Consider the following 19,893-nt stretch of genomic DNA (forward strand, 5'->3'; position numbering starts at 1 on the left):
CTGAGAGGCAACCGCCCCGTTGCGGACCATGTCGAACGACACAGCCGCTCCCAGCCAGCGGGAGCAGGCTCGTGCTGTGCCAGAAAGGGCGCTTCGTGGCCGATTCCGGCGATGCCAACAACAACATTCCCACCCCCTCCGCGCCCACGGACGGGCTGCCCTCCTACGACGCCAGCGCGATCACGGTGCTCGAGGGTCTCGACGCGGTCCGCAAGCGCCCGGGCATGTACATCGGGTCCACGGGCGAACGTGGCCTGCATCACCTCGTCACCGAGGTCGTCGACAACTCCGTCGACGAGGCGCTCGCCGGGGTCGCGGACAGGATCGATGTGACCCTGCTGGCCGACGGCGGGGTCAGGGTGATCGACAACGGCCGCGGTATCCCGGTGGACATGGTCGAGTCGGAGGGCAAGCCCGCCGTCGAGGTGGTGCTCACGGTCCTGCACGCGGGCGGCAAGTTCGGCGGCGGCGGGTACTCCGTGTCCGGTGGCCTGCACGGCGTGGGCGTCTCCGTCGTCAACGCCCTCTCCCGCAGAGTCGCCATCGAGGTGCGCCGCGACGGGTACTGCTGGACGCAGTCCTACACCCTCGGCGTTCCCGACGCGCCCCTGAAGCGCAACGAGCCCGCGGAGGAGACCGGCACGTCCGTGACGTTCTGGGCGGACGGCGACATCTTCGAGACGACGGACTACTCGTTCGAGACGCTCTCGCGCCGCTTCCAGGAGATGGCGTTCCTCAACCGCGGCCTGACGATCGCCCTCACCGACGAGCGGGAGGCGGCCAAGCAGACGTCCGGCGCCGACACGGCCGCGGGCGACGGCGATCACCAGCCGCGTTCGGTGACGTACCACTACGAGGGCGGCATCGCGGACTTCGTGCGCCACCTGAACTCCCGCAAGGGCGAGCTGGTGCACCCCTCCGTGATCGAGATCGCGGCCGAGGACACCGAGCGCCGTATCTCGGTCGAGATCGCGATGCAGTGGAACAGCCAGTACAGCGAGGGCGTCTACAGCTTCGCCAACACGATCCACACGCACGAGGGCGGCACCCACGAGGAGGGCTTCCGCGCGGCGATGACCCAGCTGGTCAACAAGTACGCGCGCGAGAAGAAGCTGCTGCGCGAGAAGGACGACAACCTCACGGGCGAGGACATCCGCGAGGGCCTGACGGCGATCATCTCCGTCAAGCTGGGCGAGCCGCAGTTCGAGGGCCAGACCAAGACCAAGCTCGGGAACACCGAGGCCAAGACGTTCGTGCAGCGGATCGTCTACGAGCACCTGTCGGACTGGCTCGACCGCAACCCCGCGGAGGCCGCCGACATCATCCGCAAGGGCATCCAGGCCGCCACCGCGCGCGTCGCCGCCCGCAAGGCCCGTGACCTCACGCGCCGCAAGGGCCTGCTTGAGACGGCGTCGCTGCCGGGCAAGCTCAGCGACTGCCAGTCCAACGACGCGGCGCAGTGCGAGATCTTCATCGTCGAGGGCGACTCGGCGGGCGGCAGCGCCAAGTCGGGCCGCGACCCGCAGTACCAGGCCATCCTGCCCATCCGCGGCAAGATCCTGAACGTCGAGAAGGCCCGCATCGACAAGGTCCTCCAGAACACCGAGGTCCAGGCGCTGATCTCGGCGTTCGGCACGGGCATCCACGAGGACTTCGACATCTCGCGGCTGCGCTACCACAAGATCATCCTCATGGCCGACGCCGACGTCGACGGCCAGCACATCAACACCCTGCTGCTGACCCTGCTCTTCCGCTTCATGCGCCCGCTGGTCGAGGCCGGTCACGTCTATCTCTCCCAGCCCCCGCTCTACAAGATCAAGTGGGGCCGCGACGAGTTCGAGTACGCCTACTCCGACCGCGAGCGCGACAGCCTGATCCGCCTCGGCCGCGAGCGCGGCAAGCGGATCAGGGAGGACTCGATCCAGCGCTTCAAGGGCCTGGGCGAGATGAACGCCGAGGAGCTGCGGGTGACCACGATGGACCGGGCGCACCGCGTGCTGCGCCTGGTGACGTTGGACGACGCGGCCGCGGCCGACGACCTGTTCTCCATCCTGATGGGCGAAGACGTCGAGGCCAGGCGGTCGTTCATCCAGCGCAACGCCAAGGACGTCAGGTTCCTGGACATCTGAAGGCCGACCGGCCCCCCGGTCACCCCCACAGCGGCTCGAAAGGAATCGGACGAACGTCATGGCCGACGACAACCCCAATCTCCCCGGCGGTCTCCCCGGCGGTGAGGACTCCCCGCTGAACTCGTCGGGTGCCCTGCGCATCGAGCCGGTGACGCTCGAGACGGAGATGCAGCGGTCCTACCTGGACTACGCGATGAGCGTCATCGTCTCGCGCGCCCTGCCCGACGTGCGCGACGGGCTCAAGCCCGTGCACCGCCGCGTGCTCTACGCGATGTACGACGGCGGGTACCGGCCCGAGCGCGGCTACTACAAGTGCGCCCGCGTCGTCGGCGACGTCATGGGGACCTACCACCCCCACGGCGACACCTCGATCTACGACGCCCTGGTGCGCCTGGCCCAGCCCTGGGCGATGCGCATGCCGCTCGTGGACTCCAACGGCAACTTCGGCTCGCCGGGCAACGACCCGGCCGCCGCCATGCGGTACACCGAGTGCCGGATGGCGCCGCTGGCGATGGAGATGCTGCGGGACATCGACGAGGAGACCGTCGACTTCCAGGACAACTACGACGGCCGCAACCAGGAGCCGACGGTCCTGCCGGCGCGCTTCCCGAACCTCCTGATCAACGGCTCAGCGGGCATCGCGGTCGGCATGGCCACCAACATCCCGCCGCACAACCTCCGCGAGGTGGCCGCCGGAGCCCGCTGGTACCTGGAGCACCCCGAGGCCACCCCCGACGAGCTGCTCGACGCGTTGATCGAGCGCATCAAGGGCCCCGACTTCCCGACGGGCGCGCTCATCGTGGGCCGCACCGGCATCGAGGAGGCGTACCGCACGGGCCGCGGCTCGATCACGATGCGCGCGGTCGTCGAGGTCGAGGAGATCCAGGGCCGCCAGTGCCTCGTGGTCACCGAGCTGCCCTACCAGGTCAACCCCGACAACCTCGCGCAGAAGATCGCCGAGCTGGTCAAGGACGGCCGGGTCAGCGGCATCGCCGACGTGCGGGACGAGACCTCGTCGCGCACCGGGCAGCGCCTGGTGATCGTCCTCAAGCGGGACGCGGTCGCCAAGGTCGTCCTCAACAACCTCTACAAGCACACCGACCTCCAGACGAACTTCGGCGCCAACATGCTGGCCCTGGTCGACGGGGTGCCGCGCACGCTGTCGCTCGACGCGTTCATCCGCAACTGGGTCGCGCACCAGATCGACGTCGTCGTCCGCCGCACCCGCTACCGGCTGAGGAAGGCCGAGGAGCGCGCCCACATCCTGCGCGGCCTGCTCGCCGCGCTGGACGCGATCGACGAGGTCATCGCGCTGATCCGGCGCAGCGCCACGGTCGACGTCGCGCGCGAGGGCCTGATCTCGCTGCTCTCGATCGACGAGATCCAGGCCAACGCCATCCTGGAGATGCAGCTGCGGCGGCTCGCCGCCCTCGAGCGCCAGAAGATCACGTCGGAGCACGACGATCTCCAGGCGAAGATCGAGGAGTACAACGCCATCCTCGCCTCGCCCGAGCGCCAGCGCGCGATCATCGGCGAGGAGCTGACGGCGATCGTCGACAAGTTCGCCGACGACCGGCGGACGGCGCTGATCCCGTTCGAGGGCGACATGTCCATCGAGGACCTGATCGCCGAGGAGGACATCGTCGTCACGATCAGCCGCGGCGGCTATGTCAAGCGCACCAGGACGGACGACTACCGCGCCCAGAAGCGCGGCGGGAAGGGGGTGCGGGGCACCAAGCTGAAGGAGGACGACATCGTCGACCACTTCTTCGTCTCCACCACCCACCACTGGCTGCTGTTCTTCACCAACAAGGGCCGCGTCTACCGCGCCAAGGCGTACGAGCTGCCGGACGCGGGCCGCGAGGCGCGCGGCCAGCACGTGGCGAACCTCCTGGCGTTCCAGCCCGACGAGCGGATCGCGGAGATCCTGGCCATCAGGGACTACGAGGCGGCGCCCTACCTCGTGCTGGCCACCAAGTCGGGCCTGGTGAAGAAGACCGCGCTCAAGGACTACGACTCCCCGCGCTCGGGCGGCGTGATCGCGATCAACCTCCGCCAGACCGAGCAGGGCCTGGACGACGAGCTGATCGGCGCCGAGCTGGTCTCCGCGGCCGACGACCTGCTGCTGATCAGCAAGAAGGCGCAGTCGATCCGTTTCACCGCGACCGACGACGCGCTGCGGCCCATGGGCCGGGCGACGTCGGGGGTGAAGGGGATGAGCTTCCGCGAGGGCGACGAGCTGCTGTCGATGAACGTCGTGCGCGCGGGCACGTATGTGTTTACCGCCACGGACGGCGGGTACGCCAAGCGGACGCCCGTGGACGAATACCGCGTCCAGGGGCGCGGTGGCCTCGGGATCAAGGCCGCGAAGATCGTGGAGGACCGGGGCTCCCTGGTGGGCGCGCTGGTCGTCGAGGACACTGATGAGATCCTGGCCATCACGCTCGGCGGCGGGGTGATCCGCACGCGGGTCAACGAGGTCAGGGAGACGGGCCGTGACACCATGGGCGTCCAGTTGATCAACCTCGGTAAGCGGGACGCCGTGGTCGGCATCGCCCGCAACGCCGAGGCGGGCCGCGAGGCCGAGGAAGTCGAGGCCGAGTCCGCGGAAGAGGCGGCGGCCCCGGGCGATGAGGAGTAGGGCGTGAGCGGTTCCAGGGGAGCTCCCGGGGATGTCCCGGGGAACGATGGACAGCCGCCAGGCCGTTCACCCTCGGGCCCGCCGCAGGGCGCGGCCGCCCCTGGCCAAGGCCCCGGGGGCACCGGCCCCCGGGGTGACACCCCGAATGACCCGACGCGTGGGGGGACCACGATGACCAGTGCACGACCCGTCGACCCGTACGGGCAGGACGCGCAGCACTACCACCCCCCGCAGGCGTACCCGCAGCCGCAGCAGGGACCGCCGCCGCCCCAGTCACCCCCGCCGTCGGTCACCCGGGCCTCGGGGATGCAGGGGACGCAGGGAAGCGGCGTGCGGGTCGCGCGCACCGGCGCGCGTACCGTTCCGCGCACCCGCAAGGCGCGGCTGCGGGTGGCGAAGGCGGACCCGTGGTCGGTGATGAAGGTCAGCTTTCTGCTCTCCATCGCCCTGGGTATCTGCACGATCATCGCGGTGTCGGTGCTGTGGATGGTGATGGACGCGATGGGCGTCTTCTCGACCATCGGCGAGACCATCACCGAGGCGACCGAGACGGACTCCGAGAGCGGCTTCGATCTCGAGGCGTTCCTGTCGCTGCCGCGGGTGCTGATCTTCACATCGGTGATCGCCGTGATCGACGTGGTGCTCGCCACCGCCCTGGCGACGCTCGGGGCGTTCATGTACAACCTGTCGGCGGGGTTTGTCGGGGGCGTCGAGGTGACCCTGGCGGAGGACGAATAGGCGGAAGGGCAATAGCGATTTGGGCGCGGGGGCGCCCATGCGCTAGCCTTTCCGTGCACAGCGGGGCTATAGCTCAGATGGTTAGAGCGCATCCCTGATAAGGATGAGGCCACAGGTTCAAGTCCTGTTAGCCCCACCGGCCGCGTCGCCCCCGGTCCCAGATGGCCGGGGGCGTTTGACATACGCGGCTGACATCATGGGTATCATCGGGCGCCAGATGGTCCGATCACGTATCTGCAAGAAGGACGAGGTAGCGCGGTGAAGAAGCTCCTCCTGGTCGCCCTGGCCGCCATCGGTGGCCTCCTCGTGTACCGCCAGATCCAGGCGGACAAGGCCGAGCAGGACCTGTGGACGGAGGCCACGGACGCCGTTCCGAGCGGTTCCTCGGGCGCCTGACCCGACGCCGGACGGCGCGACAGACTGTGTTCCGGGCCCCCGGCTGCGCTGTGCGGCCGGGGGCCCGTGTGCTGCTCCGATGTGCGGATGCGAACGCTTGCGGCGGCGCTCAGCCCTGGTGGCTCTCGTAGTGCTCGACCGCCTCGCGGGTGCGCGCGATGCCGTACACCCTGAGGAATTCGGCCAGTTCGGGGTGCGTGTCCGCGAGCAGCCGCGACGCGCTCTGGATCTCGGTGGCGTCGGAGACCGAGCGGAGCAGCGCCTGGATCTCGCGCACGACGCGCTTGGTGGGGTTCGCGGGGACCCCGATGGAGCTTGACCTGGCGGCGGTCGAGTGGGTGCCGAGCACGTTCCCCCCGGACGTGCGGCGGATCTCCTCCATCGCCGATGTGGCCTCGGCGGCGCTAATGCGGCCCCCGCGCACCTCGGCGGCCAACTCCTGGAGAGACCTGACCCGTTGGACGACCGCGGGGTTGCCGATCTTCGCGCGTTGCCCGCTCATGAGCTGGGACAGCATCGGTGCCGAAAGGCCGAGGACGACCGCCAGGCGGGCCTGGTTCAGCCCGAGGTCCGCGATGAGGCGGCGAAAGAGCGTCCCGAGCGGTTCCCCGTACCAGGTCGTCTGTTGTTCTCTCGCTTTTTCGGTGGACTCCTGCTGTGCTGCGTCCATCGTCTCTCCCCTGTTCTCCCCTGATCGCTTCACGTGAGCGAAGTTGCGCGTCATCCTACGGAGCGACCGGTGCCCGGGGCGATACCCGGTCGGTATCCGGGGAGAAGATTGGGTAACCTTGACCTTGGCTCCCCAGAGAGCCGTTCGGGGCCTTAGCTCAGTTGGTAGAGCGCTGTCTTTGCATGGCAGATGTCAGGAGTTCGACTCTCCTAGGCTCCACACGTGAAGCCTTTGTGAGGAGCGCTCACTCCCGCGTCGCGTCGCTGATAGTCAAGGGTGCGATGGCGTAGCGGCGCGGTGAGGGAGGCGGGCCCATGGACGTGGGCGACCTGGTCGGAGGGCGTTACCGGCTGCGGGAGCGCTTCACCGAGGGCGCCATGGGCCAGGTCTGGCGGGCCACCGACGCGTTGGTGCCGCGCACCGTGGTGCTCAAGCGCACGCACGTCGACGGCGGACGCGGGCAGCGCGCGGTGCTCCAAGAGGCCGCGATTCTGGCCGAGATGCAGCACCCGCACGTGGTGACGCTGCACGATGTGATCCCCGGGGACGCGGGCGGCGGCGACCACTGGCTGGTCATGGAGTACGTCACATCGCGCAGCCTCGCGGGGCTCGTCAACGCCCTTCCCCGGCGCAGGCTCGCCGACGATGACGGGGTTCAGGCGTGGCGGCGGGCGGCGGAGATCGGCGTGCAGCTCGCCGAGGCGCTGCGGGCCGTGCACGCCAAGGGCGTGGTGCACCGCGACGTCAAGCCGGGGAACGTCCTGGTCGCCGACAACTGGTTTGTGAAGCTCGGCGACTTCGGGAACTGCGGCGCGGGCGACCCCGAGGAGACCCAGGGCGAGGGCCCGATCCCCCGCACCCCCGCGTATGCCGCGCCCGAGGTGCACAGGGGCGGGGTGCCGAGCCGCGCGTCCGACGTGTTCTCGCTCGGCGCCACGCTCTTCCGCGTCGTCGAGGGCCACTCCCTGTACGGCCCGAGCGCCACCGAGGCCGAGATGGAGATGCGGGCGCGGGCGGGGGCGTTCGTCGCGGCGGTGCGCGCCGGGCCTCTCGGCCCGGTGCTCGACCGGCTGCTCGCGCCGCGCCCCGAGGACCGGCCCGACGCGGCCGAGGCGGTCGCGCTGCTGCGCGGGCTGCTGCCCGCGGCCGACGTCCGCTCCGCGCCGCCGCGTTCGGGCCCTGTACCGGTCGACGCGCCGGTCGACGCGTTGAACGCGCCCCCCGCGCCGCCGCGTTCGCGCCCCCCGGCGTGGGCCGTCCTGGCCGGGGTGGGTCTTGTCGCGCTGGCCGCCGCGGTGGTGGTCGGCCTCCGGATTTCCGGGGGCGAAGGGAACGGCAACGCCCAGCCCGCCGATCCCGCGCCCGTCCCCGAGGCCCTGCGGCCGCCCGATCGCCCGGTGGGCCAGGTCATCGGCCACGCCCCGAGCGCCGACCCGTGCGCGCTGGTGGACCCGGTGGGGCTCGCGGCGTTCGGCGACACGCGACTCGACCGCGACTACGGGAACTTCGACCGCTGCGACGTCCGCGTCCTGCCGCCCGATGGCGGCGAGATCGACGTGATGGTGGACCTCAACAACGCGCCCGCGCCCGAGATCTCCTCCCCCTCCGAGCCGGTCGGCGACGTGCGCGTGGTGTCCTACCCGCCCACGGGGGACGACTGCACGCGCCTGGTGCTGCTGCCCGACGGCAACTGGCTCACCGTCGCCGCCAAGTACGGGGACGGCGGCGCCCCCGACCGGTGCGCGATCGCCGATGCGAGCGCCCGGCACGCGGCCGACGTCGTCAACGAGCACGGCACGCTGCCGCGCCGCCCCGCCGCGTTCCCCCCTGGGTCCCTGGCCGGGTACAGCGCCTGCGCGCTGCTCGACGCCGCGACGCTGACCGCGGCCGTGCCAGGGCTCGACACCGGGAGCCCCAACACCGGGTTCGCCGAGTGGCAGTGCGAGTGGTACGGGATGGCGGACGACGCCGCGGTGATGCTCCGCTTCGACCGCGCCGAGCCGCTGACGGCCGAGCACGGGCACGCCACGCAGTTCAACGGCTACGACGCCGCCGTGGGCCGAGGGGCCGAGGGCCCCGGCACGTGCCGGGTGATCCTGGAGTACCGGCACTACACGGGCGAGGAGGGCGACCCCGCCGTGGAGAAGCTGTTCCTCGTCGTGGGCAGCCCCGACGGCGAGGACGCCGCGTGCGCCGCGGCGGGCGAGCTGATGACGTCCGCGTCCTCGGCCCTGCCGCCGCCCCCGTGACGGTCGGGCACGGGGCGCCGCTCTCGGGACCGGTCACGGGCCGCGGGGCCACCATGGCAGGGAGACGGCGAGCACACGGTCGGGTACCTGGTCGGGTACACGGTCGAGCTCATGGTCGAGGAGACGGTCGAGGAGACGGTCGAGGAGACGGGAGTCGGCATGGCGATCACGACGAACCACCGCAGCCTGGCCCGGGGCGTGCCCCCCTCGCCCTCCGGCACGATCCACGCGCGCACCATCGGCAGCGACATCGCCTTCCGTCCGCGCGAGGGGCGGCGGATCACCTTCGGCCGGAACAGCGGCGACGTGCAGGTGTGCATCGGCGGCGACGACCGCCGCGTCAGCCGCCGCCAGGGCACGCTGACCCGCAGCGAACGCCGCTGGTGGCTCACCAACCTCGGCAGGCTGCCGATCCGGCTTCCCGACTCGATGCTGCTGTTCACGCGCGAGGCCCCCGTTCCGCTGCGCACCGGCTACACGCCCGTCTTCCTGCGCGGCTCGAGCGGCCGTGAGCACCTGCTCGAGCTGTATGTGACGGGCGAGGACGCCGCGCGCCCCGGGCCCGAGCCCGACGACCCGACGCAGCCGCCGAGGACGTGGCACCTGGCGGCCGACGAGCGGCTGGCGTTGATCATCCTGGCGCGGCGCTATCTGCTGCACGAGGCCAACCCCCAGCCGCTCACCTGGCTCCAGGCGTTCCACGAGCTCAACGCCCTTCAGCCGGACGCCGGTTGGACGGTGCCGATCCTTCAGCACCTGGTCGAGGACGTGCGGCGGCGGCTGTCGGCCGACGGCGTGCGCGGCCTGACCGCGGCGGAGGTCCAGCAGCCGGTGGGCAACGCGCTCAACGACAACCTCATCCGCGAGCTGCTGATGTCCACGACGATCGTGCCGACCGATCTGGCCGTGCTCGACGGGCCGTTCGGGGAGTAGGCGAGCCGCCGGTCGGGTGCGGGCGCCGGTCGGGTGCGGGTGCCGGTCAGTCGCGGGCGACGATGGTCAGCTGGGGAACGGCGCGGAGCCGCCCGGCGCGGATCAGCTCCGGGTCGCGCCCTTCGATGGCGCAGTACAACACCTCGTACGCCCCGCGCGCGCCCGCCAGGATGCGCCCCGGGTCCACCTCGTGCCGCTTCACCTGCGGCATCCACGGCAGCGGCGCCAGGTCGAGCACGAACGGCGCGCGCCCCGGCTCGGCCATTCTTCGCTGGAGCGTGCGACGTTCGGTCCGGTAGCGGGCGATGGCCGCGGCGTACGCGGTGCCAAGACCCTCACGGATGCGGTTGAGGTGGCGGATGGCATAGCGCTGCGAGAGCGTCAGCCTGGCGCTCGGCGGGCCGATGGGCCGGGTGCTGAGCGACAGCACATGCGTGCAGCCGTCCTGGAGCGCGAGCCGGTAGGGGTGCGGGGTCAGCACGCCGCCGTCGACGGCCCGTTCGCCGCGGAAGTCCGTCGTGCCGCGCAGCGCGACGGGCAGCCAGGCGCTGGCGACGAGCGCGGCGCGCAGGTCGGCGGGCGTGGCGAAGTCGGAGACGGACGTGGTGCGCATCGCGTCCACCAGGGTCACGGCGACGTGCAGCCGCGTGGGGGAGTCGAGGACGCGCTGGTAGTTGAGCGGCTTGACGCGGTCCACGACGTCGAACGCGTAGTCGAGGTCGAGGATCTGGCCGCGCAGGGCCCTGCGGAAGTCGACGAAGCGGCGGGTGGCGAGGTCGTCGTAGTAGATCGAAAGGGGGTACCACGTGTCGCCGTTGAGGAAGTACGCGCTGTTGATCGCGCCGGACGAGGCGGAGTAGACGGCGTCGAACGCGCGGATGAGGTCGAGGTCCTCGATCGCCGTGAGCATCGCCGCTGAGACGACGCCCCTGATGCCGCCGCCCTCGACGGCGAGCCCGATCTTCAGGTCGTCCGCCGGGGCGTCGGGGCGGTGCCCCTTGGCCCGGCGGTTGCGCAGCGCCGCGAGCACCGGGTGATCAGGGGACCACGGGGTGGAGCGGGTGGCTGGGCCGGTCGGTGCATGCATGGGAACACCCCCACTGGAGATAAGTGGCAGGGTACTCGCAATGTAAGGGAAAACGCGGTCAATTCGCCCGTAGTTCCTCGGGCGGCGTGCGCTCGGCGTTGACGTGCTCGGTGCGTTCGAGCTCGCCCCACACGATGTAGCGGTGGCGCGAGGTGTAGAGCGGGGTGCACGTGGTGAGCGTGATGTAACGCCCCGCCTCGGTCGCGCCCGACTCCTCGGGGATGGGGTCGAGGACCTCGGTGTTGAACTTCGAGGTCTCGGGGAGGATCGCGTAGGCGCGGTAGATGTACCAGGTGTTCTCGGTCTCGAAGACGATCGGGTCGCCTTCCTCGATGCGCTGGATGTCGTGGAACTTCGCGCCGTGGCCGTCCCGGTGGGCGGCGAGCGAGAAGTTCCCCTCGTCGTCCCAGGGGAGGGCCGACTCGACGGGCTCGTCGTAGTACCCGGCGACGCCGCCGTTCAGTATGTCGAGGTCGATGCCCTTCTTCACCAGGATCTCGTCGCCCGACATCGTGGGGACGTGGAGGAAGCCGATGCCGTCCTCGGGGTCGTACTCGGGCGGGAGCGCGGCGTCGTCGCCGCCCGCCGCGTCGTCGTCGTCCGAGGCGGCCCACTGCTCGCGGACGGCGTCGCTGTCGCGTTTGGCCTCCTGGTTGGCGACGACGTTGGTCCACCACAGGGAGTAGACCACGAAGAGGCCGAGGACGAGGCCCGCGGTGATGAGCAGCTCGCCGAAGACGCTGACGGTGGCGGCCAGCCGGTGGCGGGCACGCGAGGGGGCGGGCCTTGGGGCCTCGTCCTCGTCCTCGGCGTCCGTCCGCTCCTGGGCGTCCGTCCGCTCCTGGGCGTCCACCGGCTCCTGGGCGTCGTCGTCGCGCTCGTCCTCGCGTTCGTTCCCGCGCGCCTCGTCGGTCGCCTCGTCGGTCGCCTCGTCGGTCGTTTCGTCGGTCGTTTCGTCGGTCGTTTCGTCGGTCGTTTCGGCGTCGGGGGCGGGGGACGCGTTGCTGCTCTTCCTTGGCACCGGCGGAAGTCTCCGATCAGTCGACGAGGGCATCCGGCTTCCCTTCGCTCCGGGGACGCTCCTCAATCATCTGGCCCCAGACAATCAGACGGTAGGTCGAGGTGAACTCGGGGGTGCACGTGGTCAGGGTGATGTAACGCCCCGGCTCGGTGAAGCCGCCCTGCTCGGGAACGGGGTCGAGCACCTCGGTGTTGGAGGGTGAGGTCTCATCCAGGCGGCTGGTCATCTCGTATGTGTAGAACGCGTCGGCCGTCTCGATCACGATCGGGTCGCCCGGGTCGAGCTGGTTGATGTAACGGAACGGCTCGCCATGGGTGTTGCGGTGCCCCGCGATCCCGAAGTTCCCCTCCTCCTCCCATGGCATCGCGGTCGGCAGCCGGTCGGCCTCCGAGTAGTGGCCGACCATGCCGTTGTCGAGCACGGTGGCGGGGTCGACCGTCTCGGCCACGGGGACGCGGACGTCGAGGGTGGGGATGTAGAGGATGGCGAAGCCCTGGCCCGCGGAGAAGGCGCCGGGGTCGCGGCTCCCGCCGTCGTCGCCGCCCGAATCGTCCCACTGCTCGGTGAGGCGGTCGGCCTCGCCGTTGGCGTGCGCCCTGGCCTCCACGTTGGTCCACCACAGCTGGTAGACGACGAAGAGGAGCAGCAGCGCGCCGGTCGTGATGAACAGCTCGCCGATGACGTTGCTGATGGCCGTCCCGGTCTGGCGTGCGGCCCGCGCGGCCGTCTTCGCCGCCTTGCGGCGGGCCGCCCTGCCGCCCGACAGCTCGTCGGCCGCCGTCGGGGGCGCCGCTGCGGGCGTCGGCGCCGCGGGCCTGCGGCCGCCGCCCTTGCCCTGCGCCGCCCTGCGGCGGGCCGCGCGGCCGCCCTCGGGGGGCGCGGCCTCGGCGGCGTGCGCCCCCGAGGCCCGCTCCTGCGAGGGCTTGCCCTGGGCCGCCCTGCGCCGCGCGGCGCGCCCGCCCGTCGGGGGCGGGACGGCGGCGGGCACGGCCTCGCCCGTCAACTCCCGGGTCTCGTCGTACCCTTGCGCCGCCGCCTGGGCAGCGGCCCGCGCCTGCGCGGCCCTGCGCCTGGCCGCCCTGCCGCCCGTGGCGGGGGGTGGCGCGCCGAGGTCGCGGGGGCGGCGCAGGCCCACCGTCTCGGGGTCGGGTCGCTGGGCGCCCGCCTCGGGCGCGAGATGGGCGTAATACGCCTCGTCGTACGCCTCGTCGTGGCCGTCGCCCTGGCCGCCGGGGCCCGAAGCCTGCCCGGGCAGCGGGTCGTTGAGCGGGTCGTGCAACGCCTCGACGGCCGCCTGGTAGGCCCCTGGCTCGTAGTACGCGTCGCCCTCGCGGGGCCCCGCGGTCACGCCGCCGACTCCACGACGGGGGCGAGCCCGTGCGAGCGGGCCACGGCGTCGGGGTCGCCGCAGACCGCGAGCCAGTTGGCGAGCATCCGGTGGCCCCCTCGGGTGAGGACCGACTCCGGGTGGAACTGCACGCCCTCGACCGGCAGCTCGCGGTGGCGCAGCGCCATCGGCACCTCGCCCGCCCAGGCTGTGACCCTCAACTCATCAGGCAGCGTGGGCTCTTCGGCCGCCAGCGAGTGGTAGCGCGTCACGGTCAACGGCGTCGGCAGGCCCTCGAAGACGCCCTCGCCGGTGTGGCGGATGTCCGAGGTCTTGCCGTGCAGCAGCTCGGGCGCGCGGCCGACGACGCCGCCGTAGGCGACGGCCATGGCCTGCATCCCGAGGCACACGCCGAAGACGGGCGTGCGGGTCGCGGCGCAGTGGGTGACCATCTCCACGCTGACGCCCGCCCGTTCGGGGGTGCCGGGGCCAGGGGAGAGCAGCACGCCCGCGAAGCCGCCCTGCTGGACGCGCTCGGGGCGCACCGCGTCGTTGCGCAGGACCTCGCACTCGGCGCCGAGTTGGTAGAGGTACTGGACCAGGTTGTAGACAAAGCTGTCGTAGTTGTCGACGACCAGCACCCGGGTGCGGCTCATCCGCCGGTCTCCTCTCCCCCTTCGTCCACCGTGACGTCGTTGAACGGCAGGATCGGCTCGGCCCACGGGAAGATGTACTGGAAGAGCAGGTACACCACGCCCAGCACCAGCACCAGCGAGATCAGCGAGCGCACCAGCACGTTGCCCGGCAGGTGACGCCAGATCCACCCGTACATGGCTTCTGCTTTCTCCCCTTCATGCGACGCCGCGTGCCCCAAGCGTACGACGCGGGGGCAGGGGGCCGGAGGGGGTCGGAGTCATTGGCGGGATCTCGTGGGGTCGTTCCGGGGCCGGCCCCGTCATCCCGCGGGCTCGACCGGCTCGGCGTGGCCGAGGGCCGTGGAGCCCGACCAGCCGGGCAGGGTCACCGAGCGGTGCTCCTCCACGTCCCAGCCGAGGCCGTACGCCCTCACATACTGGCGGTAGCTCGCCAGCCCTGGCGAGGCGTCGAGCGCGGCGCGCAGCGCGGCGCGGTCGCCGACGGCGGTGACGGTGTAGGGCGGGGAGTAGAGGCGTCCCTGGAGGATCAGGGTGTTGCCCACGCAGCGGACCGCGCTCGTGGAGATCAGCCGCTGGTCCATGACGCGCACGCCGTCGGCGCCGCCCGCCCACAGGGCGTTCACCACGGCCTGGAGGTCCTGCTGGTGGATGACGAGGTCGTTGGGCGAGGGGTCGGGAACGCCGGGGACCAGGGCCGTCGCGCCGGGCGGCGCGTCGGTGAGGGTGACCGTGAGCCCCGGGCCCGTGAGGTCGGTCAGGCCCGCCTGGGCCTCCAGGGCGTCGAGGCGGCGGTCGCCGTCGTCGCCGCCCTGGGCGTCCTCCCGGGCCAGGGCGGCGACCTCGGCCCTCAGCTCGGCGGCGGCGGCCTCGAGGGCGGCGTTGTCCCGCGCCCGCTCGCGGATCAGGTCGGACATCTGAAGCAGGGAGTCGTCGGTGCGTATGTTGTTGCCGCCCGAGACGTCCGAGCTCAGCCAGAAGATGAGGCCCGCGAGGGCGAAGACGGCGAGGGTGCACAGCCGCGCGGGGCGCGATCCGGAGCCGTTCACCGTACCCCTGGTCTCCTTTCCTGGCGCGGGAGGCACTACGCTAACGGACGATCCCACAGCTACGCGCTGTCCAGCGCGATACAGGCAGCGCGATCGACAGGAGACCTCCTCGTGCCGAAGTCCAGGATCCGGAAGAAGAAGGACGACTCGTACGCCCCGCCGGAGAAGCGGGCGACGACGAAGATCGACATGGGCTCCGGGCGCCGCTGGGTGGCGCCGCTGATGCTGTCGATGTTCGCCATCGGCCTCGCGTGGATCGTGGTGTACTACGTCACCCAGGCCGATCTGCCGATCGAGTCCCTCGAGGACTGGAACATCGTGGTCGGCTTCGGCTTCATCGCGGTGGGGTTCGTGGTCTCGACCCAGTGGAAGTAGGGCCCCGCTCCCGGGCCGTCGCGCACGTTATCCACAGCTCGCCCGAACATCACAAGATCTGTGGATAACTGAGCGAACAAGGGAACGCCCGTCCGAGCGGCGCGGGCCGTCGAACCCCTGCTCGCCTGCGGAAACGCCGGTTGACGCTGGTCAGGGACGGGTCATCCACAACCCGCACAAGATCCAGCACCGGCTGTGGATAACCCGGCCTGCGGCGGCCTTCGCGGTCAGCCGGTCAGACGCGCCAGCCGGGTCGGCCGGGCCGCGTCAGCCGAGGAGCTGCGCGGTCCGCACCGCGCACGCGACGCCCATCACCACGAGCAGCCCGACGCACGTCGCCACCTGGATCGTGGTCCTGCGCTCGCGAGGAGCGTTGACCATCGCGTACGCCACGACCGCGCCGGCGGCCAGGCCGCCGAGGTGCGCCTGCCAGGCGATCTGGTCGGCCCAGACGAAGGTGATCAGGAGGTTGATCCCGAGGAGCACGCCGATCGACCGCAGGTCGGCCCGCACGCGCCGCGCGAGCACGGCCGTCGCGCCGAAGAGGCCGAAGATCGCCCCCGAGGCGCCGAGCGACGGCTGGTTCTGCGCGGCCAGCAGATACGACAGGGTGCTGCCCGCCAGCGCGGAGATCAGGTAGAGCGCCAGGAAACGGGCCCGGCCGAGCGCCGCCTCGAGGGCGGGGCCGAGGAACCAGAGCCCCAGCATGTTGAACGCCAGGTGCCACAGCTCCTCGTGGAGGAACGCCGCCGTGAGCATCCGGTACCACTCGCCGTCCGCGACCCCGACCCATGTGAACGACTGGACGTCGAACGCGTACCCGAGCATCGCGAAGTCGGTGCGGACCTCGAGCCGGTCGTCGACGATCCCGAAGACGTCGATCGCCAGCAGGACGCCGAGGAACACCGCGACATTGAGCGAGAGCAGGACGAGCGTGACAAGCCGGGGATTCCCCGCGGCGACCACGCCACCCGCCACCGTCCTCGGCGCCGCGGCCCGCGCCGCGGCGGCGCCGCCCTGAACGCACTCGGGGCACTGGTAGCCCACGGGCGCCGAGATCATGCACGAGGGGCAGATGGGCCGGTCGCAGCGCGAGCAGCGGATGCCGGTCTCCCGGTCGGGGTGGCGATAGCAGTGCGCCAGGCCCGACTGCGGCTGCGGCGGTCCCTGCTGCTCCGTCATGGCGTCCCTTCCCCGGCGTCCGGCGCCGGCCACGCTCTCCCGGGCCATTCCGGCCCCCTGGTCCTACGGACAGGGTGCCGGAATGGTTCCCGAAAGGGGAGGGTCTTCAGGCGTCGCGGGTCTCGATGGTGACCGATTCGATCACCACGTCCTGCACCGGGCGGTCGGTGCGCCCGTCGGTGGCGGTGTTCGCGATGTCGTCCACCGTCTTCTGCCCCGTGGGCGTGCTGACCTCGCCGAAGATGGTGTGCTTCCCGGTGAGCCACGTGGTCGGTGCGACCGTGATGAAGAACTGCGAGCCGTTGGTGCCGGGGCCCGCGTTCGCCATCGCCAGCAGGTAGGGGCGGGTGAAGGCGAGATCGGGGTGGATCTCGTCCTCGAACTTGTACCCGGGCCCGCCGGTGCCGTTGCCCAGGGGGTCACCGCCCTGGATCATGAAGCCGCTGATCACCCGGTGGAACACGGTGCCGTCGTACAGCCGCTCGGAGGACCTCTGGCCCGTCGACGGGTGCGTCCACTCGCGGGAGCCCTCCGCGAGCTCGACAAAGTTCTTGACCGTCTTCGGCGCGTGGTTCGGGAAGAGCCGGACCTCGATGTCGCCTCGGTTGGTCTTCAGGGTGGCATAGAGCTGCTCGGCCACGATGTACCTTCCGTCTACGTCAGTGACGGTTCACGATCCTGCCACGGGTGCCCCGCACGACGTGCCCCCGGATGGCCCTTTACCGCGCCGTAGCCCTCCGCGACCGGCATGATTTGCGCATGATTCACCCGCGAATGGACAACCGAGATTTCAGCGGAGCAACGCCGCCACCGAACCACAAGGAGGGTAACCAGTGAGCCACAACGGGAAGTCGGGCGTGCGGCACGCCGCGGACATGGTGACGCCGTACGCGATGAACGCCAAGGACAACGCCGTGCAGTACGCGCAGCAGGCCGGAGCCTACCTCGGGCCAAGGGCCCGCAGGGCCGCGGTCAAGGCCCGCACCGGGTACGCGACCCGGGTCGCGCCCCGCATGGGGCGCGCGGTGGCCGCCGCGGGTCCCGCCAAGGAGCAGGCCGCGGCGCGTTCGCAGGCCGCGATGGCCGCGCTGCGCGGCGACATCTCGGCCCGGGAGATCAGGGGCGCCCTGCGCCGCAAGGCCAGGCGCCAGCGCACGGCCCTGATGATCAGGCGCCTGGGGATGCTCGGGCTCGCCGCGGGTGGCGCGTATGCGGCCTGGAAGTGGTGGAGCGGGCAGAACGACCAGGACTGGACGATGGAGCCCTCCCCCGCCACCGAGGTGAACCCGGAGGCGGAGGAGGGCTCGAAGGGCTGAGCGCCGCCCGGAGGCCCTAACCGTCCTCGCGGAAGCCGAACGGGCCGCCGTCTTCCCCGCCCTGGTCCCCGCCGCCCGGGTTTCCTGGACCGCCGCCCAGCTCCTGCGTGGTGAGGGTCACGGTGGACTGCGGCTGGACCTGCGAGCCGGGCGGCGGGTCGGTCGCCGTGACGATGGCCGTCACGGTGTCGGGGCCGCTCACCACGACGTTCAGGCCCATGCCCTGGAGCTGCGGCCTGATCTCGGCCAGTGGCCTGTTGAGCATGTCGTTCGGCAGCGTGACCGGTGGCGGCTGCTCCTCCGAGCGGATCGCCACGGTCAGCGTGACCGTCGTCCCAGGGGCCTGGGTGCTTCCGGCCGTCGGGTCCTGGCTGATGACCTCGCCCTCGTTGCGGGAGTCGTCCGTCTGGTTCTGCGTGACGACGATGAACTCCGCCGCCTCGAGCTCGGCCCGCGCCTGGTCGATGTGGTCGCCGACGACGTCGGGGACCTGCACGCCGTCGGGCTCCACGGCCACGGTCAGCGTGACCACGGACTCGGGGTCGGCCTCATCGCCCGCGCCCGGGCTCTGGTCGAGGACGGTCTCCGGCTCCTCGTCGGCGGTGACCTCCTCCTCGCGCTCGACCTCGAAGCCCGCCTCCTCCAGCTCGGCCTCCGCCTCGTCGAACGGGTCGCCCACGACGTCGGGCACCTCGACGGGCTCGGGGCCCTCGGACAGGATGATCGAGACCTCGGTGTCCCTCGGGTGCTCCTCGCCCGCCGGGGGGTCCGTGCGGCAGACCGTGTCCGCCTCCTGCTCGCACGGCGCGCTCTCGCCGCTCTCCACCGGCTGGAAGCCCGCGTTGACCAGGCTGTCCCGCGCCTCCTCAAGCGTCTCGCCCGCCACGTCGGGGACGGTGAGGTTACCCGCGGGCGGGTCGCTCGCGAACAGCGCGCGGCCGATGAAGATCGCGCCCACGAGCACGAGCACCCCGGCGAGCACCAGCAGGATCGTCGAGGTGTTCCGGTTGCGCTGGCGGCGGTCGGCGCGCGAGGGGTAGTCGTCGTATCCGTCGGGGTCGGACGCGGGGGGGAGCATCGTTGTCGCGGGGTCGGCGGCGCGCAGCGCGGTCGTCGGCCGGTCGTCGTACCCGTACGCGGCCGCGCCCATCGCGGCCATCGCGCCCACCGGGCGGCCGTCGAGCGTCGCCTCGATGTCGGCGCGCATCTCGTCCGCCGACTGGTACCGGTAGTCGGGGTCCTTCATCAGCGCCTTGAGCACGATGGCGTCGGTGTCGGGCGTGATCTCGGGGTCGAAGACGCTCGGCGGCTGCGGCTCCTCGCGGACGTGCTGATACGCCACGGCGACCGGCGAGTCCCCGATGAACGGGGGCCGCACGGTCAGCAGCTCGTACAGCAGGCAGCCCGTGGAGTAGAGGTCGGAACGCGCGTCCACCGTCTCGCCCTTGGCCTGCTCGGGCGAGAGGTACTGCGCGGTGCCGATCACGGCCGCGGTCTGCGTCATCGTCATGCCGGAGTCGCCCATGGCGCGGGCGATGCCGAAGTCCATCACCTTGACCTGGCCGGTGCGCGTCAGCATGACGTTGGCGGGCTTGATGTCGCGGTGGACGATCCCGTTCCTGTGGGAGTACTCCAGGGCCTGGAGGATGCCGATGCACATCTCGAGGGCGCGCTCGGGGAGGAGCTTGCGGCCCGAGTGCAGCAGCTCGCGGAGGGTCGAGCCGTCCACGTACTCCATCACGATGTAGGGGATGGAGATGCCGTCGACGTAGTCCTCGCCGGTGTCGTACACGGCGACGATCGCGGGGTGGTTCAGCGAGGCGGCGGACTGCGCCTCGCGGCGGAAGCGGGCCTGGAACGTGGGGTCGCGGGCCAGGTCGGCACGGAGCGTCTTGACGGCGACGGTGCGGCCGAGGCGTGTGTCATGCGCGAGGTAGACCTCCGCCATTCCCCCGCGGCCAAGCACCTGGCCCAGCTCGTACCGCCCGCCGAGGCGACGCGGCTCATCCATCTATCCAGCCCTCTCCTTCGGTCCCGGGCCGCACCCCCTGGTCGGCCCGTGGGCTAAGGGTCCAAGCCCTGGCTTACGGTACCTGGCAGTCCAGGGGCCACCGGACGGCGGTGTCC

General features: G+C 71.4%; 18 protein-coding genes and 2 tRNA genes. 10 read left to right on the top strand and 10 right to left on the bottom strand.

From position 1 onward, the window contains the following. The first annotated feature begins 71 nt into the window (after nt 1-71). The 5 genes from gyrB to DEH69_RS31825 all read left to right on the top strand — a co-directional run bounded on the left by gyrB (nt 72) and on the right by DEH69_RS31825 (nt 5,904). Nucleotides 72-2,129 carry a DNA topoisomerase (ATP-hydrolyzing) subunit B gene (gene gyrB / locus DEH69_RS27715; protein WP_113689725.1) on the top strand — a complete coding sequence of 686 codons (2,058 nt, stop codon included), beginning with the start codon at nt 72-74 and terminating at the stop codon, nt 2,127-2,129. Between the two features lie 58 nt (nt 2,130-2,187). Beyond that, the gene (gyrA, locus tag DEH69_RS27720) at nt 2,188-4,770 is read left to right on the top strand and encodes a DNA gyrase subunit A (RefSeq protein WP_309302908.1); all 2,583 of its coding nucleotides are present in this window, start codon (nt 2,188-2,190) and stop codon (nt 4,768-4,770) included. Nucleotides 4,771-4,941: 171 nt separating this feature from the next. Next, nucleotides 4,942-5,508, top strand: coding sequence for a DUF3566 domain-containing protein (locus tag DEH69_RS27725; RefSeq protein WP_113689726.1), 567 nt, complete (start codon nt 4,942-4,944; stop codon nt 5,506-5,508). A gap of 62 nt (nt 5,509-5,570) precedes the next feature. Then, nucleotides 5,571-5,644, top strand: a tRNA-Ile gene (locus DEH69_RS27730). Between the two features lie 122 nt (nt 5,645-5,766). Further along, nucleotides 5,767-5,904, top strand: coding sequence for a DLW-39 family protein (locus DEH69_RS31825; RefSeq protein ID WP_181727634.1), 138 nt, complete (start codon nt 5,767-5,769; stop codon nt 5,902-5,904). 109 nt (nt 5,905-6,013) lie between these two features. Here the strand turns inward: DEH69_RS31825 and DEH69_RS27735 are convergent, their stop codons facing one another. Then, nucleotides 6,014-6,574 carry a DNA-binding protein gene (locus DEH69_RS27735; RefSeq protein WP_113689727.1) on the bottom strand — a complete coding sequence of 187 codons (561 nt, stop codon included), beginning with the start codon at nt 6,572-6,574 and terminating at the stop codon, nt 6,014-6,016. Between the two features lie 146 nt (nt 6,575-6,720). Between DEH69_RS27735 and DEH69_RS27740 the strand changes: the two genes are divergently transcribed. The 3 genes from DEH69_RS27740 to DEH69_RS27750 all read left to right on the top strand — a co-directional run bounded on the left by DEH69_RS27740 (nt 6,721) and on the right by DEH69_RS27750 (nt 9,756). Continuing rightward, nucleotides 6,721-6,793, top strand: a tRNA-Ala gene (locus DEH69_RS27740). Nucleotides 6,794-6,888: 95 nt separating this feature from the next. Next, nucleotides 6,889-8,823 (top strand): serine/threonine-protein kinase, encoded by a 1,935-nt coding sequence (locus DEH69_RS27745; RefSeq protein ID WP_113689728.1) that lies wholly within the window; start codon nt 6,889-6,891, stop codon nt 8,821-8,823. A gap of 111 nt (nt 8,824-8,934) precedes the next feature. Next, nucleotides 8,935-9,756, top strand: coding sequence for an FHA domain-containing protein (locus tag DEH69_RS27750; protein WP_258535006.1), 822 nt, complete (start codon nt 8,935-8,937; stop codon nt 9,754-9,756). 46 nt (nt 9,757-9,802) lie between these two features. On the opposite strand, the gene DEH69_RS27755 is transcribed toward DEH69_RS27750, so the two are convergent. The 6 genes from DEH69_RS27755 to DEH69_RS27780 form a co-directional block, all read right to left on the bottom strand. Then, nucleotides 9,803-10,843: a patatin-like phospholipase family protein gene (locus DEH69_RS27755; protein WP_113689729.1), complete on the bottom strand. Its 1,041-nt coding sequence runs from the start codon at nt 10,841-10,843 to the stop codon at nt 9,803-9,805. Nucleotides 10,844-10,901: 58 nt separating this feature from the next. After that, nucleotides 10,902-11,696, bottom strand: coding sequence for a class E sortase (locus DEH69_RS27760; RefSeq protein WP_258535023.1), 795 nt, complete (start codon nt 11,694-11,696; stop codon nt 10,902-10,904). 184 nt (nt 11,697-11,880) lie between these two features. Then, nucleotides 11,881-13,212, bottom strand: coding sequence for a class E sortase (locus DEH69_RS27765; RefSeq protein WP_258535007.1), 1,332 nt, complete (start codon nt 13,210-13,212; stop codon nt 11,881-11,883). Further along, nucleotides 13,209-13,847, bottom strand: a complete 639-nt coding sequence (locus tag DEH69_RS27770) for an aminodeoxychorismate/anthranilate synthase component II (protein ID WP_113689732.1) — start codon at nt 13,845-13,847, stop codon at nt 13,209-13,211. Before DEH69_RS27770 ends, DEH69_RS27765 begins: the two co-directional genes overlap by 4 nt. Continuing rightward, the gene (locus tag DEH69_RS27775; protein ID WP_113689733.1) at nt 13,844-14,023 is read right to left on the bottom strand and encodes a hypothetical protein; all 180 of its coding nucleotides are present in this window, start codon (nt 14,021-14,023) and stop codon (nt 13,844-13,846) included. Before DEH69_RS27775 ends, DEH69_RS27770 begins: the two co-directional genes overlap by 4 nt. Nucleotides 14,024-14,146: 123 nt before the next feature. Then, nucleotides 14,147-14,893 (bottom strand): DUF881 domain-containing protein, encoded by a 747-nt coding sequence (locus DEH69_RS27780; RefSeq protein ID WP_113689734.1) that lies wholly within the window; start codon nt 14,891-14,893, stop codon nt 14,147-14,149. A 111-nt stretch (nt 14,894-15,004) separates the two neighbouring features. Here DEH69_RS27780 and crgA point away from each other — a divergent pair, with 111 nt between their 5' ends. Then, the gene (gene crgA / locus DEH69_RS27785) at nt 15,005-15,268 is read left to right on the top strand and encodes a cell division protein CrgA (RefSeq protein ID WP_113689735.1); all 264 of its coding nucleotides are present in this window, start codon (nt 15,005-15,007) and stop codon (nt 15,266-15,268) included. 267 nt (nt 15,269-15,535) lie between these two features. On the opposite strand, the gene DEH69_RS27790 is transcribed toward crgA, so the two are convergent. Next, the gene (locus DEH69_RS27790; RefSeq protein ID WP_113689736.1) at nt 15,536-16,450 is read right to left on the bottom strand and encodes a rhomboid family intramembrane serine protease; all 915 of its coding nucleotides are present in this window, start codon (nt 16,448-16,450) and stop codon (nt 15,536-15,538) included. Between the two features lie 106 nt (nt 16,451-16,556). Further along, nucleotides 16,557-17,090, bottom strand: coding sequence for a peptidylprolyl isomerase (locus DEH69_RS27795; RefSeq protein ID WP_113689737.1), 534 nt, complete (start codon nt 17,088-17,090; stop codon nt 16,557-16,559). A gap of 193 nt (nt 17,091-17,283) precedes the next feature. Between DEH69_RS27795 and DEH69_RS27800 the strand changes: the two genes are divergently transcribed. Then, nucleotides 17,284-17,766, top strand: a complete 483-nt coding sequence (locus DEH69_RS27800) for a DUF5324 family protein (protein WP_113689738.1) — start codon at nt 17,284-17,286, stop codon at nt 17,764-17,766. Nucleotides 17,767-17,782: 16 nt separating this feature from the next. Here DEH69_RS27800 and pknB read toward each other — a convergent pair whose 3' ends face one another. Beyond that, nucleotides 17,783-19,777, bottom strand: a complete 1,995-nt coding sequence (pknB, locus tag DEH69_RS27805; RefSeq protein ID WP_113689739.1) for a Stk1 family PASTA domain-containing Ser/Thr kinase — start codon at nt 19,775-19,777, stop codon at nt 17,783-17,785. Between the last annotated feature and the right edge of the window lie 116 nt (nt 19,778-19,893).

The organism is Streptomyces sp. PT12 (genome assembly GCF_003311645.1).
Lineage (GTDB): Bacteria > Actinomycetota > Actinomycetes > Streptomycetales > Streptomycetaceae > Streptomyces.

Bases quoted from the DNA above. Each gene is read 5' to 3' on its own strand.
- gyrA (WP_309302908.1), top strand. From the start codon at position 2,188: ATGGCCGACGACAACCCCAATCTCCCCGGCGGTCTCCCCGGCGGTGAG.
- DEH69_RS27725 (WP_113689726.1), top strand. From the start codon at position 4,942: ATGACCAGTGCACGACCCGTCGACCCGTACGGGCAGGACGCGCAGCAC.
- DEH69_RS27735 (WP_113689727.1), bottom strand. From the start codon at position 6,574: ATGGACGCAGCACAGCAGGAGTCCACCGAAAAAGCGAGAGAACAACAG.
- DEH69_RS27745 (WP_113689728.1), top strand. From the start codon at position 6,889: ATGGACGTGGGCGACCTGGTCGGAGGGCGTTACCGGCTGCGGGAGCGC.
- DEH69_RS27750 (WP_258535006.1), top strand. From the start codon at position 8,935: ATGGTCGAGGAGACGGTCGAGGAGACGGTCGAGGAGACGGGAGTCGGC.
- DEH69_RS27755 (WP_113689729.1), bottom strand. From the start codon at position 10,843: ATGCATGCACCGACCGGCCCAGCCACCCGCTCCACCCCGTGGTCCCCT.
- DEH69_RS27770 (WP_113689732.1), bottom strand. From the start codon at position 13,847: ATGAGCCGCACCCGGGTGCTGGTCGTCGACAACTACGACAGCTTTGTC.
- DEH69_RS27775 (WP_113689733.1), bottom strand. From the start codon at position 14,023: ATGTACGGGTGGATCTGGCGTCACCTGCCGGGCAACGTGCTGGTGCGC.
- DEH69_RS27790 (WP_113689736.1), bottom strand. From the start codon at position 16,450: ATGACGGAGCAGCAGGGACCGCCGCAGCCGCAGTCGGGCCTGGCGCAC.
- pknB (WP_113689739.1), bottom strand. From the start codon at position 19,777: ATGGATGAGCCGCGTCGCCTCGGCGGGCGGTACGAGCTGGGCCAGGTG.